The sequence below is a fragment of the Streptococcus hillyeri genome (assembly GCF_003686955.1).
Taxonomy (GTDB): domain Bacteria; phylum Bacillota; class Bacilli; order Lactobacillales; family Streptococcaceae; genus Streptococcus; species Streptococcus hillyeri.
This window is the reverse complement of sequence record NZ_RCVM01000011.1, coordinates 1-12,867: the sequence shown is the minus strand read 5'-3', so window position 1 is coordinate 12,867 and position 12,867 is coordinate 1. Positions and strand designations below refer to the sequence as shown.

Annotated in this window: 12 protein-coding genes and 1 tRNA gene; 9 read left to right on the top strand and 4 right to left on the bottom strand. The window is 39.1% G+C overall.

Annotated features, from left to right (window positions below):
* Positions 1–7: 7 nt before the first annotated feature.
* The 3 genes from EAF07_RS06255 (at position 8) to ezrA (ending at position 4,332) form a co-directional block, all read left to right on the top strand.
* On the top strand, positions 8–568 hold the full coding sequence (locus tag EAF07_RS06255; RefSeq protein ID WP_121835798.1) for an HAD-IA family hydrolase: 561 nt from the start codon (positions 8–10) through the stop codon (positions 566–568).
* Positions 569–2,521, top strand: a complete 1,953-nt coding sequence (gene gyrB, locus EAF07_RS06250) for a DNA topoisomerase (ATP-hydrolyzing) subunit B (protein ID WP_121835738.1) — start codon at positions 569–571, stop codon at positions 2,519–2,521.
* A gap of 86 nt (positions 2,522–2,607) precedes the next feature.
* A complete protein-coding gene (ezrA, locus tag EAF07_RS06245) occupies positions 2,608–4,332 on the top strand; it encodes a septation ring formation regulator EzrA (protein WP_121835737.1) in 1,725 nt (574 codons plus the stop codon).
* Between the two features lie 92 nt (positions 4,333–4,424).
* Here ezrA and EAF07_RS06240 read toward each other — a convergent pair whose 3' ends face one another.
* Positions 4,425–4,856 carry a DUF1694 domain-containing protein gene (locus tag EAF07_RS06240; RefSeq protein WP_121835736.1) on the bottom strand — a complete coding sequence of 144 codons (432 nt, stop codon included), beginning with the start codon at positions 4,854–4,856 and terminating at the stop codon, positions 4,425–4,427.
* A gap of 230 nt (positions 4,857–5,086) precedes the next feature.
* Here EAF07_RS06240 and EAF07_RS06235 point away from each other — a divergent pair, with 230 nt between their 5' ends.
* The 6 genes from EAF07_RS06235 to EAF07_RS06210 all read left to right on the top strand — a co-directional run bounded on the left by EAF07_RS06235 (position 5,087) and on the right by EAF07_RS06210 (position 11,854).
* On the top strand, positions 5,087–8,188 hold the full coding sequence (locus EAF07_RS06235) for a GBS Bsp-like repeat-containing protein (protein WP_121835734.1): 3,102 nt from the start codon (positions 5,087–5,089) through the stop codon (positions 8,186–8,188).
* 109 nt (positions 8,189–8,297) lie between these two features.
* Positions 8,298–9,026 carry a pseudouridine synthase gene (locus tag EAF07_RS06230; protein ID WP_121835732.1) on the top strand — a complete coding sequence of 243 codons (729 nt, stop codon included), beginning with the start codon at positions 8,298–8,300 and terminating at the stop codon, positions 9,024–9,026.
* A 126-nt stretch (positions 9,027–9,152) separates the two neighbouring features.
* Positions 9,153–9,878 carry a pseudouridine synthase gene (locus EAF07_RS06225; RefSeq protein ID WP_121835730.1) on the top strand — a complete coding sequence of 242 codons (726 nt, stop codon included), beginning with the start codon at positions 9,153–9,155 and terminating at the stop codon, positions 9,876–9,878.
* Positions 9,879–9,950: 72 nt separating this feature from the next.
* Complete coding sequence (tpiA, locus tag EAF07_RS06220; RefSeq protein ID WP_121835728.1) at positions 9,951–10,709, top strand: triose-phosphate isomerase; 759 nt, start codon at positions 9,951–9,953, stop codon at positions 10,707–10,709.
* Between the two features lie 190 nt (positions 10,710–10,899).
* Positions 10,900–11,274 carry a hypothetical protein gene (locus EAF07_RS06215; RefSeq protein WP_121835726.1) on the top strand — a complete coding sequence of 125 codons (375 nt, stop codon included), beginning with the start codon at positions 10,900–10,902 and terminating at the stop codon, positions 11,272–11,274.
* A gap of 1 nt (position 11,275) precedes the next feature.
* On the top strand, positions 11,276–11,854 hold the full coding sequence (locus EAF07_RS06210; protein WP_121835724.1) for a GNAT family N-acetyltransferase: 579 nt from the start codon (positions 11,276–11,278) through the stop codon (positions 11,852–11,854).
* A 97-nt stretch (positions 11,855–11,951) separates the two neighbouring features.
* Here the strand turns inward: EAF07_RS06210 and EAF07_RS06205 are convergent, their stop codons facing one another.
* From EAF07_RS06205 to EAF07_RS06195, 3 genes are all read right to left on the bottom strand, one after another.
* A complete protein-coding gene (locus EAF07_RS06205) occupies positions 11,952–12,290 on the bottom strand; it encodes a helix-hairpin-helix domain-containing protein (RefSeq protein WP_121835797.1) in 339 nt (112 codons plus the stop codon).
* A complete protein-coding gene (locus EAF07_RS06200) occupies positions 12,286–12,540 on the bottom strand; it encodes a DUF1912 family protein (protein ID WP_121835722.1) in 255 nt (84 codons plus the stop codon). The genes EAF07_RS06205 and EAF07_RS06200 overlap by 5 nt, the downstream gene beginning before the upstream one ends.
* A 45-nt stretch (positions 12,541–12,585) precedes the next feature.
* A tRNA-Thr gene (locus tag EAF07_RS06195) sits at positions 12,586–12,656 on the bottom strand.
* Positions 12,657–12,867: the final 211 nt, after the last annotated feature.

Genomic DNA, 12,867 nt, shown 5'->3' with positions numbered 1-12,867 from the left:
GAAGGGTATGAATTATCACGATTACATATGGGATTTAGGTGGAACTTTACTTGATAACTATGAAGTTTCCACGCAAGCTTTTGTAGCCTGTTTAGAAAACTATGGCATAAAAGCGTCGCATGATGATGTCTACATGAAATTGAAAGAATCAACAAATGCGGCAATTGATTTCTTTATTCCTAATGAAGAAAGCTTTTTACAAGAGTATAAACTGTTTGAAGCAGAATACCTTAAACATCCTGTATTATTTGAAGGAGCTCGTGAGATTTTAGCCAAGATTGTAGCTGAAGATGGTCGCAATTTTTTGATATCACATCGCAATAAGCAAGTGTTATCTATTCTAGAACTCACAGAGCTTTATCCCTATTTCACAGAAGTGGTGACATCAAACAATGGGTTTGCCCGTAAACCAAATCCTGAGAGTATGCTCTATTTGAAAGACAAATATCATATTGAAAAGGCTCTTGTGATTGGTGATCGTGAGATTGATAGACAAGCAGGACGAGCTGCAGGTTTTGACACCTTGCTCGTTGATAATAAAAAATCCTTGATGGAGATAGTGACTTAAATGACTGACGAAAATAAAAATTTAGAAGCTTTAGCGCAGGAGTATGATGCCAGCCAAATCCAAGTATTGGAAGGTCTTGAAGCCGTTCGTATGCGTCCAGGGATGTATATCGGATCTACTTCAAAGGAAGGTCTCCATCACTTGGTTTGGGAAATCGTTGATAACTCTATCGATGAGGCACTTGCAGGTTTTGCTAGCCAGATCGATGTGGTCATCGAACCAGATAACTCAATCACAGTAGTAGACGACGGACGTGGAATCCCTGTCGATATCCAAGAAAAAACTGGTCGCCCAGCGGTGGAGACTGTCTTTACGGTTCTTCACGCAGGTGGTAAATTTGGCGGTGGTGGCTATAAAGTGTCTGGTGGTTTGCACGGAGTAGGTTCTTCGGTTGTAAATGCCCTTTCGACACAACTCGATGTACATGTCCATAAAAATGGTCAAATTCATTACCAAGAATATCGTCGTGGTGCAGTGGTTGCAGACCTTGAAGTGATTGGTACAACTGATCGTACAGGGACGACTGTCCACTTTACACCAGACCCTGACATTTTTACAGAGACAACAGAATATGATTTCTCTAAACTCGCAAAACGTATTCAAGAGTTAGCCTTCTTGAACAAGGGATTGAAAATCTCAATTGCTGATAAACGTGAGGGGCTTGAACAGAAAAAAGACTTCCACTATGAAGGTGGGATTACATCTTACGTTGAGTACATCAATGAGAATAAAGATGTTATTTTTGAGCACCCTATTTACACCGATGGTGAAATGGATGGGATTTCTGTTGAGGTTGCCATGCAATACACAACAGGTTACCATGAGACAGTCATGTCATTTGCCAATAATATTCACACGCATGAAGGTGGTACCCATGAACAAGGTTTCCGCACCGCTTTGACCCGTGTCGTTAATGATTATGCGCGTAGCAACAACATCCTTAAAGAAAAGGATGATAATCTAACGGGTGAAGATGTGCGTGAGGGACTAACAGCAGTTATTTCTGTCAAACACCCTAATCCACAGTTTGAAGGGCAAACGAAAACAAAACTTGGAAACTCTGAAGTGGTCAAAATTACGAATCGCCTCTTTTCAGATGCCTTCCAACGCTTCCTTTTGGAAAATCCTCAAACAGCTCGTAAAATCGTTGAGAAGGGGATTTTGGCTTCTAAAGCTAGAATTGCAGCCAAGCGTGCACGTGAAGTAACCCGTAAAAAATCAGGGCTTGAAATTTCAAATCTTCCAGGTAAATTGGCGGATTGTTCATCAAATAATGCTGAAATGAATGAACTTTTCATCGTTGAGGGAGACTCAGCGGGTGGTTCAGCAAAATCAGGTCGTAACCGTGAATATCAGGCAATCTTACCAATTCGAGGTAAAATCTTGAATGTTGAGAAAGCTACCATGGATAAAATCCTAGCTAATGAAGAAATTCGTAGCCTTTTCACAGCTATGGGAACAGGATTTGGTGCTGATTTTGATGTGTCAAAAGCTCGCTATCAAAAATTGGTTATCATGACAGATGCCGACGTTGATGGTGCCCATATTCGCACCCTTTTATTGACATTAATTTACCGCTTTATGCGTCCAGTCTTAGAAGCAGGGTATGTTTACATTGCCCAACCACCAATTTATGGGGTTAAAGTTGGGTCTGAAATTAAAGAATACATTCAACCAGGTGCAGATCAAGAAACTCAACTTCAAGAAGCTTTGGCGCGTTATACTGTAGGGCGTTCAAAACCAACAGTTCAGCGCTATAAAGGTCTTGGGGAAATGGATGATCATCAACTTTGGGAAACTACAATGGATCCAGAACGTCGTCTCATGGCGCGTGTATCAGTTGATGATGCTGCTGAAGCAGACAAAATCTTTGATATGTTGATGGGGGATAAGGTTGAACCGCGTCGTGAATTTATTGAAGAAAACGCAGTTTATTCAACTTTGGACATTTAAACTTGGTCATCTGATTGAAAAGAGGCTATAGCTGTGTTATAATTGTAATGTTATAGACCTTTTAGAAAATATGTAAGGAGATCCCCATGTCGAACGGAATCGTTCTACTTATAGTAGCAATAATTATTTTAGTGATTATTGCCTATTTGTTTGGCGTTGTTGTGAGAAAAAGAAATGACGCCTTGATTGCAAGTTTAGAAGAGAAAAAGCAAGAACTTTTTGAGTTACCTGTCAATGAAGAGATTGAGCATGTTAAAAGCTTACACTTGATTGGACAAAGCCAGACCTCGTTTCGAGAGTGGAATCAAAAATGGGTTGATTTAACCCTAAATTCCTTCTCAGATATTGAAAATCATATTTTTGAAGCTGAGAGTCTAAATGATACCTTTAATTTCATCAAGGCAAAGCATGAAATCAAAGGTATTCAAAGTCAATTGGATGTTGTTGAAGAAGACATTAAAGCGATTCGCGAAGCTTTGGCAGTTTTGGCAGAGCAAGAAGAAAAAAACAGTTCGCGAGTGACTTACGCTTTGGATATGTATGAAAAATTGCAAACAGAAATTGCAAACCAAGCTGATCATTATGGCAAAGCTATGCCAGAGATTAGCAAGCAACTTACTCATATTCAATCTGAATTTTCACAGTTTGTGACGCTTAACTCTTCTGGTGACCCTGTTGAAGCGGCAGAAATTTTAGAAAAAGCTGAAGAGCACACGATTGCTCTTGGTCAAATTTCTGAGAAAATCCCACCGATTGTTACAAAATTAGAGGAAGATTTCCCAGACCAATTAGAAGACTTAGAAACGGGCTACAGTCGCTTATTAGAAGAAAATTATTATTTTGCTGAAGACGATATTGAAACTGGTTTTCAAGCTATCCGTGAAGCGATTAGTGACACTTCTGATGATTTGGCAGATCTTGAATTGGTTAAGGCTGAAACAAGTTGCCGAGACATTCAAGAGCGCTTAAATGGCTTTTACGATCTTTTCGAACGTGAAATCGCTGCACATAAGGAAGTCGTTAAAGCAACAAATCGCTTACCAAAATATTTGGCTCATGTTAAAGGAAACAATGCGAGTCTAATTAATGAGCTTAATCGCCTAACGCAACGCTATATTTTCAGCGATAGCATTGGTAACAAGTTAGGAATATATAGCTCAAACTTGTCTGATATGGAAGAAGAGTTGCAACCGGCACTTGATAACATGGCAGAGCAAGAAAAGCCATTTTCTGAATGGCAAAAGGTTTTGGAAAAGTTACAATCTAAGATTGCTGATGTTGAAGAAGGACAGTTAGCTATTTACGATAGCTTGAAAGGGACTGAGAAAGGCGAAGTCAATGCTCGTCATAAATTAGAAGTCTATATCAATCGCCTTCACACCATTAAGCGTTTTATGGAAAAACGCAATCTTCCAGGAATTCCGCAAGATTTTATGAGCCAATTTTTCACTGCAAGCTCGCAGTTAGAAGCGCTTCGCGATGAACTCAGTCGTGGTCGTGTCGATATGATGACGGTTGATAAAATGAAGGAAGTCTCTACTAAAGCAATGGCTAATTTAGAAGAAGTGACTTATAAAGTTGTTCAAGACGCTGTTTTGACTGAACAGTTACTACAGTATTCAAATCGCTACCGTAGCTTTGATCAAAATGTTCAAGAAAGCTATGATCGCACAATGGAACTCTTCCAAATGCACTTTAATTACAAAGAGGCTTTTGATGATATCTCTTATGCTCTAGAAATTGTAGAGCCTGGCGTAACAGATCGCTTTGTCAATTCTTATGAAAAGAGTCGAGAAATGATTCGATTTTAAAAAGAGAGGTTGGGAAAATTCCTACCTCTTTTTCTATCTTCAATTTGAGGGCACTACCTATTGTAGCTTCGATTTTACAATTATCGCTTTTTTCATAATTTTTTAAAAAAGGATAATTTTTTCTGTTCAGGACTTGTTTTGTCTGAGGTTGTGGCTAACACTGGTTCGATTTGTTCTAGGTTGATGGCGTGGTCAGAATGTACGATAAAGGCGTAAGGAGAGGTTGCCTCTTTTTCTTGTACAATCGTGCTAGGAAGGTTATGCTGTTCCGATAATTTCATCAAGGTCATTTGGGATGATAGACTGATTTCTGAGGAAATTTTAGCCACCAAAGGTTGCCAATTTTGGTTGAGATTTGCTAGAAACTCTGGGAGGTTTTTAAACAATTCAGGACCTAAATCGGTTATTTTGACAGCTAACACCACTCGTTCTCTAAAGGTTCCTAAAAATGCTTTTTGCTGATTTGGGTCAAAGCGGTGCTCACCAGAAGCGTGAGATAGCATTCTTTTTTCCAAGTCTTCCATAATGACTCCTTCAATAATAAATTCTGCTCTGCTATTTTATCAAAAAATATTAGGTTAGTCTTATACAAAAGTGACTTCTCTTATGAGGATAAGTTGTATATCGTTTGGCTAATATCTGCAACTATGATATTAAATATTATAAAATAATGGGTATTAATGACTAAATTACTTTATTAATGCATAAAAATATGGTATAATAATAAAAATATTCGGAAAGTCCGGGAGATATAATGGAAAAATCTTTTAAAAGTTATTTGGTAATTCCTTTAGCGCTTACGCTATTTCTTGCTAAAAACGATGTACAAGCAGAAGAGATAGGTTCAGTGACTCAAAATGGTTCAGTTGCTGTAACGGAAAGTTCTGAGAAGGTGGTTGCTTCTTTACAAACGGAAGCCTCTACAACTGAAGCAAAGAGTAACTCACTAACATCACAGTCAGTAGCTGTCACTGATACAGGTAAGGTAACGACGACTACTGAACAGCCTATAAGTGAAGTGAGCGTAGCGACATCAAGAAAGCAGACAGAGGCAACGGCGGTCACTAAAGTAGCTGAGAATCAGCTTAAGCAACAACAAAAAGCAGTAGTTACTGAACCTAAGTTAGCAGAGGCAAGAGTTGCAGAAACGCCTGCCCAGAATGCTATTACGGTAAATCAAACTGCTGAGAATATGGAAGTTAGCTATTCTGGGGAAATCCCAAAAGATAGTGAAGTACGTGTTGCAGTCTGGTCACAAGCTATGGGTCAGGACGATCTCAAGTGGTACACCATGAACAATGCGCATACAACAGTTCCCTATAACAATCACTGGGAGTATGGGCTTTATCATCTCCATGCTTATTTGCGACAAAAAGCAACTGGAAAGATGACGTTTGTCAAATCAGAAGAAGTCACATTGGCGCAACCAAAACTCGAGACTAATGTGAAGGCGACTAGCCAAACGAGTTTTGAGGTTACCGTTTCAAATGTTCCAAAGTATTTCAAAAAGCTTTACGTACCAATTTGGTCTGCTGCTAATGGTCAAGATGACATCAAATGGTATCAGGCACAAAAACAGAATAATGGGACTTATAAGCTTTCTGTAGATACTAATAACCATAAATCTTCTACAGGCCGTTATCATATTCATTACTATGAGGAAAAACCAAATGGTAAGAAGGTCTATGTTGGTCAAGCGACTTATACTCAGCCAGTTCCTAAAGCACCATCTCTAACGGTTAAAGCGCTCAATGATCGTCTGTTTGAAGTTACTATTGGCAATGTACCAGCGAAATACACGAGAGTGCTGCTTCCGACTTGGACTGAAAAGAATGGTCAAGATGATATCAAATGGTATCAAGCACAAAAACAAGCAAACGGTAATTATAAAGTGACAGTCTCTCTTGATCAACATCAATTCGAGACTAATAAATATCACCTCCATCTTTATGGAGAAAGCTCAGGTAAGAAGACTTTCCTTGCTAGTACAACTTATGATCAACCAAAATCAAAGGTAGAGAGCAGTGTTAAAGGCATTGCAGATGATAAATTTACCATCACGGTTAAGAATGTTCCAAGTTACATCAATCAAGTGCGTATCCCGACTTGGACAGATAAAGGTGGTCAAGATGACATTAAGTGGTATGTAGCCAACAAGCAAAAAGATGGTAGTTATCAATTAACCGTTGATACCAAAGAGCATAAGTATGAAAGTGGACGTTACCATCTTCATGTTTATGGTAATGCAGGTTCAGTTGCTAATATTTTCTTAGATGCAGTGACACATGATGTTGCAACTCCTAAAGTGGAGACTGCGATTAAGCCTCTCACAGAAACAAGTTTTGGTGTGACTGTAAAGAATGTTCCAAGCTATATTAACCAAGTTCGTATCCCGACTTGGACAGATAAAGGTGGTCAAGATGACATTAAGTGGTATGTAGCTAATAAACAAAAAGATGGTAGCTATCAATTAACCGTTGATACCAAAGAGCATAAGTATGAAAGTGGACGTTACCATCTTCATGTTTATGGTAATGCAGGTTCAGTTGCTAATATTTTCTTAAATGCAGTGACACATGATGTTGCGGCTCCGAAAAAGGTACCAATAAGCTCTAAACCTGAGACAACGGTTAAAGCATTGACAGCAACGAGCTTTAAGGTTACCGTCAAGAATGTTCCGAGCACTATTGGAACAGTTATGCTTCCAACCTGGTCAGCTAAGAGTGATCAAGATGATATTAAGTGGTACCAAGCTAAAAAGGAAACAGATGGTAGCTATAGTTTGACCGTTGACATCAAAGACCATAAATATGATACGGGAATTTACCATATTCATAGTTACGGTCGTACAAAAGATGGCAAGTTAACCTTCCTTGATGGCGATACTATTGATATTAAGGCATTGCCAAAGCCGACAGCTAAATTAGAGATTAAAAATGTGAACAATCAAACTGGAACTTTTGATGTGATTGTTTCTAACCTTAAATCAGCAAATGGTATTAAACAAGTCCACTTACCAACCTGGTCAGATGCTAATGGACAGGATGATATTAAGTGGTATACGGCAAGTAAACAAAGTAATGGAACTTATAAACTAACAGTTAGAGCAAGCGACCATAAGTACAGTAGTGGTAAGTATCATGTCCATCTCTATGTGACAGACGAGAAAGGTAAACAGGATTTTGTATCTGAAAGCCAAGTTAATCTGGAAGTAAAGAACATCCAAAAAGGTTCTGCTTCAAAAGGAAACTATAAGGCTGTCAATAAAGTCATCTATTTAGATGCTGGTCACGGTGGCTCAGACCCAGGTGCTGCCTACTATGGACAACAAGAAAAGACTTTGAACTTGGATATGCAAAATCGTCTTAAGACTAAGTTGGAAAAACTTGGTTATCAAGTTGTTTTAACACGCTCGGATGATCGATTTGTTGATTTGCTTCCTCGTTCTGAAAAAGCTAATCAGTCTAATGCAGATTTGTTCATCAGTATTCATTTTAATGCTGCAACGTCACCATCTGCATCTGGCGTTGAAACCTACTATTATCAGTATTATTCAGACTACCCATCACGAATTAACAAAACTTACCATAATGATAAAGAACGTTTACGCCTAAGCGCTAGCCTTGCGTCAACGATTCAAAATTCTGTTGTGGGAACAAGCGGTGCTAAAAATGGTGGAGTTAAACGCAATACCTTTGCAGTTCTTCGCGAAACAACAGCGCCTGCGGTACTGTTGGAATTAGGCTATCTATCAAATTCGGCAGAAAATCGAAAGATTGCTACAGTAGACTATCGTGAGAAGTTAGCAAATGGTATCGTTAAAGGGATCACTGATTATTACAAAACGAATTTTTAAGCCTTGTTATCAACGATAACAAGTAGATGACAACGCCGAATTTTGGAGAGGACCGCAATTGGTCTTCTCTTTTTTCTATGCTATAATAGTTAAAAAGAAAGGAAGTAGCATGCGTCTAGATAAATTTTTAGTGGATTGTGGCATTGGCTCTCGAACGGAAGTAAAGGTGTTTCTCAAGAAGAAGCAAATTACTGTTAATGGTCAGATTGAAACCTCACCTAAAACTCAGGTTAATGAAACAACAGACCAGATTTTCTACCAAGGTCAACGGCTTACTCACGAGACTTTTGTTTATTACCTTCTCAACAAGCCTAGTGGTGTGATTTCTGCGACGGAAGATAACCACCATCATACAGTTTTGGACCTTTTAGATGATACTGCTCGCCACAAAGAGGTTTTTCCTGTGGGAAGACTAGACATTGATACGACGGGCTTGCTTCTATTGACCAACAACGGTCAGCTGGCTCATGCGATGCTATCGCCCAAAAAGCACGTGGACAAAGAGTATCTAGCAGACGTTTCAGGGGTTATGGATCAGTCGGATATTTTGGCTTTTGAAAAAGGCATAGCCCTCAAAGACCATACCTGCCAACCAGCAACATTAGAGATTTTGTCAGCTGATGACAGTCGTCAGAGTTGTCGCGTTAAAATCACAATTCGTGAAGGAAAATTTCATCAGGTCAAACGTATGGTAGCGGCTTGTGGCAAAGAAGTGGTCACCTTAGAACGTATTTCGATGGGACCATTAACCTTACCAACAGATTTAAAGCGTGGTGAGTTTAGACGACTGACAACTGAAGAACTAAATTATTTAGAAGTATTTGGGGTAGCTTTGTAACCTGAAGTTTTTGAGAGAAGTGAGCACAATAATCTCAGAAGAGAGGGAAACTCTGCTTGGGTGTATATGACAGTAGGTCGTATGATTAAGTCATAGTCAAATTGGATGATATGTTATAATAAAATCATGAGACTTGATAAACTACTGACAGAGGCGGGCCTAGGTTCTCGAAATGATATTAAAAAATTGCTGAAAGCACATCAGGTAAGAGTAGATGGAGAAGTGGTAACAACTGCTAATCTCAACGTTGATGCCAGTCTTCAAGAGATTACCGTTTCAGGAAGAAAGGTGACGCACAGCCCAGAGGTGTACTATCTGATGAACAAACCATCTGGTGTCGTCTCTGCTCGAACAGATCGTGAGCACCAGACTGTCATTGATTTAATAACGGAGACAGATTACCGTGAGGGACTTTATCCTGTGGGGCGATTAGACCGTGATACAGAAGGCTTGGTTATCATTACTAATAATGGTCCACTCGGCTTTCGCATGTTACATCCCAAGCACCACGTCGACAAGACTTACTACGTCGAAGTTAATGACAAACTCCATGCTGATGCGCCAGCTTTTTTTGAAAAAGGCATAGCATTCTTAGACGGAACGACCTGTAAACCAGCTAGACTTGAGATTATTAGCTCTAGTTCAGAAAAGAGCTGTGCTAGGGTGACCATTTCAGAAGGAAAATTTCATCAGGTCAAAAAAATGTTTCTAGCCTATGGTGTCAAAGTGACCTATTTAAAACGCATTTCCTTCGGAGGTTTTCACCTAGAAGAAGAGCTAGAGCCTGGAAGCTACCGCCCCCTGACACCGAAAGAAAAAGAGTTTTTGAAAACCTATTTTGATATTGGATGAAAATGATTAGCTATAAAAATTAAAATGTGATAAAATAGACAATGTAAATAAAAAATAGAAGAGGTATGTGAAATGTCACGTAAACCAATTATTGCTGGTAACTGGAAAATGAATAAAACTGCGTCTGAAGCACGCGAATTCGTTGCAGCTGTTAAAGATGCTATTCCATCAAACGAACTTGTGGACACAGTTATCGGTTCACCAGCTATCTTCCTTGAAGGTATGAAAAAAGGTGTTAAAGGAACTGAGTTGCAAGTAGCTGCTCAAAACTGCTACTTTGAAAATGCAGGTGCTTTTACAGGTGAAAATAGCCCAGCGACAATCGCTGACCTTGGTGTAGAATATGTGATCATCGGTCACTCAGAGCGTCGTGACTACTTCCACGAAACTGACGAAGACATCAACAAAAAAGCACACGCAATCTTTGCTAATGGTATGACGCCAATCATCTGCTGTGGTGAGTCTCTTGAAACTTACGAAGCAGGTAAAGCAGTTGAGTTTGTAGGTGCGCAAGTGTCTGCTGCTCTTAAAGGATTGTCTGCTGAGCAAGTAGCATCATCAGTTATCGCTTACGAGCCAATCTGGGCTATCGGTACTGGTAAATCAGCTACTTCAGCAGATGCACAAAACATGTGTAAAGCTGTTCGTGATGTGGTTGCAGCTGACTTCGGTCAAGACGTTGCTGACAAAGTTCGTGTTCAATACGGCGGTTCTGTAAACCCAGCAAATGTTGCTGAGTATATGGCTTGCCCAGATGTTGACGGAGCTCTTGTTGGTGGTGCTTCACTTCAACCAGAAAGCTTCCTTGCACTTTTGGACTTTGTTAAATAAGCATTGAAAGAGAGCCGTAGGGCTCTTTTTTGTTTGATACTATTCAGTTGAGCAGCTGCTTTGGCTAGCACCGCTGACATGTTATAGTCCTTTTCTTTAATGGTAAGTACATCGCAGCTGGGTATTTCTTGATTTTTAGAGTGATAGTGTTATAATTGACCTATCAATAGACGTCAGAAAGGAATCTCATATGTTACCTGTTCATCCATTTTTACTGTTGTGTTGGTTTGCTTTTTATGGTATTTGGGTTTGGTTTACAGCGCCCAAAGAGATGCCTTATCGCAGATTACTGTCATCCTTTTTCATTGTCAGTGTAGGTGTTCTAATTGGAGTTTATTATCTCAAGACATCTAATGGCGTTTCAGAAATGTTATTAAATCAGTTGACCTTATCGGTTAAACTATCTGCTTATTATAGTCTAATTCCCTTAGTTGTGAATACGTTATTCCAATTAAAGTTACGGAAAGTGGACTTAAAGACTTGGGTGATCTGGCTTATTGCTATTTTGTTAGTAATTTATCTATCAGTTGGCCTCATCCAAACGATATTTTTAGGAGCAGTATAAGATGTCAATTTTAATTCGTCCAGCGCAACTTTCAGATGCCAAGGACTTACTTGAGATTTATGCCTACTATGTCATGGAAACGGCGATTACTTTTGAGTATGAGGTGCCGACGTTAAAAGATTTTCAGCAGCGCATGCAGTCGGTTCAAGAGTTCTATCCTTATTTGGTTGCTGAAGAGGATGGTCGTATTCTTGGTTATGCCTATGCGTCAGCTTTTCATCCCAGAGCAGCCTATGCGTGGTCTGCAGAAGTCACGGTTTATTTGGACAAAGCTGCGCGTGGTAAGAAGATAGGGGCTAGGCTTTACGAAAGTCTGGAAAGCATCTTAAAAGAAATGGGAGTGCTCAATCTTAATGCCTGCATTGCACAAGCAGAAGTCGAAGACGATTACTTGACCAATGTGAGCCAAAGTTTTCATGAAAAACAGGGCTATCAGCTAGTTGGAACCTTTCACAAATCAGGCTATAAATTTAATCGCTGGTATAATATGATTTGGATGGAAAAATTAATTGGAAAACACGAGACAGATGTTCCAGCAGTTAAATCTTATCACGACCTTAACAAACAGAAAACCATCTAGTTTACGTGAGCTAGATGGTTTTTGCCGTTTATAACGTAATTTTTTTACAAGTTGTGTATCGACTGTTATAGAAAAAAACTCAGTCTATTCAACTGAGTTAAGCTTTAAGTGTAACGCCGTTTTCTTTTAATTTTTTAACCGTTGCAGGTCCGATACCTTTAAGGGCAAGAAGTTCTTTTTCGGTAACGTTAGCAAAGTCTGCAAGTGAACGAATACCCTCGTTATAAAGTGTTTCGACAAGATTGCTACGGATATCAGCTACTGCTGAAATCGCTGAAAATTCTTCAAGACTCAATGTTGCTTTTGAAACTGGAGCTGATTTTTCTTTTGTTAAAGCTGTCTCTGCGACGTTAACAACAGGTGCTGTCGTTTTCAACAAACCTTGACGTTTCATTTGATGTTTTAGTGCTTTTTTACGATTTTTTACCATTTTAATATTTCCTTTCTCCAAATAATCCTTCTGGCAACTCATGAAATCCTTTGCCGTTTTTATAATTAGCAAATTTGCCTTGGATAAAACGATAGGTATCCAGCTTACTTTCGTAGCGAATATAAGCGTCTGCAGCTCTTTCATCTTTGTCTTCTTCCAAGACTCTGTGGCTTTCTGTCATTGCCATCTCATTAATCATAATTTGAGTGTTAACCCATTCCTCAAATTCTTTTAAAAATTCTTGTTCGTACGTCATGTCTCTCTCCAAAATAAAAGAGCTGACCGTAGTCAACTCGCTATCTGCCACCACCGAGAATCGAACTCGGAACGGAGCATTACCATTGCTCTATTATACCATTTAACTATAGCGGCAACTATTTTATTATATGACATTCAATGCCCTCTGTCAACCTATTTTACCATTTTTACAACTTTTTCAATACGTGATTTTCTTTGGGAAAGTTCTAAAATGAAGTTAGCCACCTAAGGGTATCAAAAAACATCTCAGAGAGATATAATTGTAATCACCACAACAACAATTAGAAAGATTCTGAGATGCAAAACTATTATACACCAAAAAGTA

Excerpts from the sequence above, each read along its gene's own strand:
- EAF07_RS06235 (WP_121835734.1), top strand. The coding sequence starts at position 5,087 with ATGGAAAAATCTTTTAAAAGTTATTTGGTAATTCCTTTAGCGCTTACG.
- gyrB (WP_121835738.1), top strand. The coding sequence starts at position 569 with ATGACTGACGAAAATAAAAATTTAGAAGCTTTAGCGCAGGAGTATGAT.
- EAF07_RS06255 (WP_121835798.1), top strand. The coding sequence starts at position 8 with ATGAATTATCACGATTACATATGGGATTTAGGTGGAACTTTACTTGAT.
- EAF07_RS06230 (WP_121835732.1), top strand. The coding sequence starts at position 8,298 with ATGCGTCTAGATAAATTTTTAGTGGATTGTGGCATTGGCTCTCGAACG.
- EAF07_RS06200 (WP_121835722.1), bottom strand. The coding sequence starts at position 12,540 with ATGACGTACGAACAAGAATTTTTAAAAGAATTTGAGGAATGGGTTAAC.
- EAF07_RS06215 (WP_121835726.1), top strand. The coding sequence starts at position 10,900 with ATGTTACCTGTTCATCCATTTTTACTGTTGTGTTGGTTTGCTTTTTAT.
- EAF07_RS06240 (WP_121835736.1), bottom strand. The coding sequence starts at position 4,856 with ATGGAAGACTTGGAAAAAAGAATGCTATCTCACGCTTCTGGTGAGCAC.
- tpiA (WP_121835728.1), top strand. The coding sequence starts at position 9,951 with ATGTCACGTAAACCAATTATTGCTGGTAACTGGAAAATGAATAAAACT.
- EAF07_RS06225 (WP_121835730.1), top strand. The coding sequence starts at position 9,153 with ATGAGACTTGATAAACTACTGACAGAGGCGGGCCTAGGTTCTCGAAAT.
- ezrA (WP_121835737.1), top strand. The coding sequence starts at position 2,608 with ATGTCGAACGGAATCGTTCTACTTATAGTAGCAATAATTATTTTAGTG.
- EAF07_RS06210 (WP_121835724.1), top strand. The coding sequence starts at position 11,276 with ATGTCAATTTTAATTCGTCCAGCGCAACTTTCAGATGCCAAGGACTTA.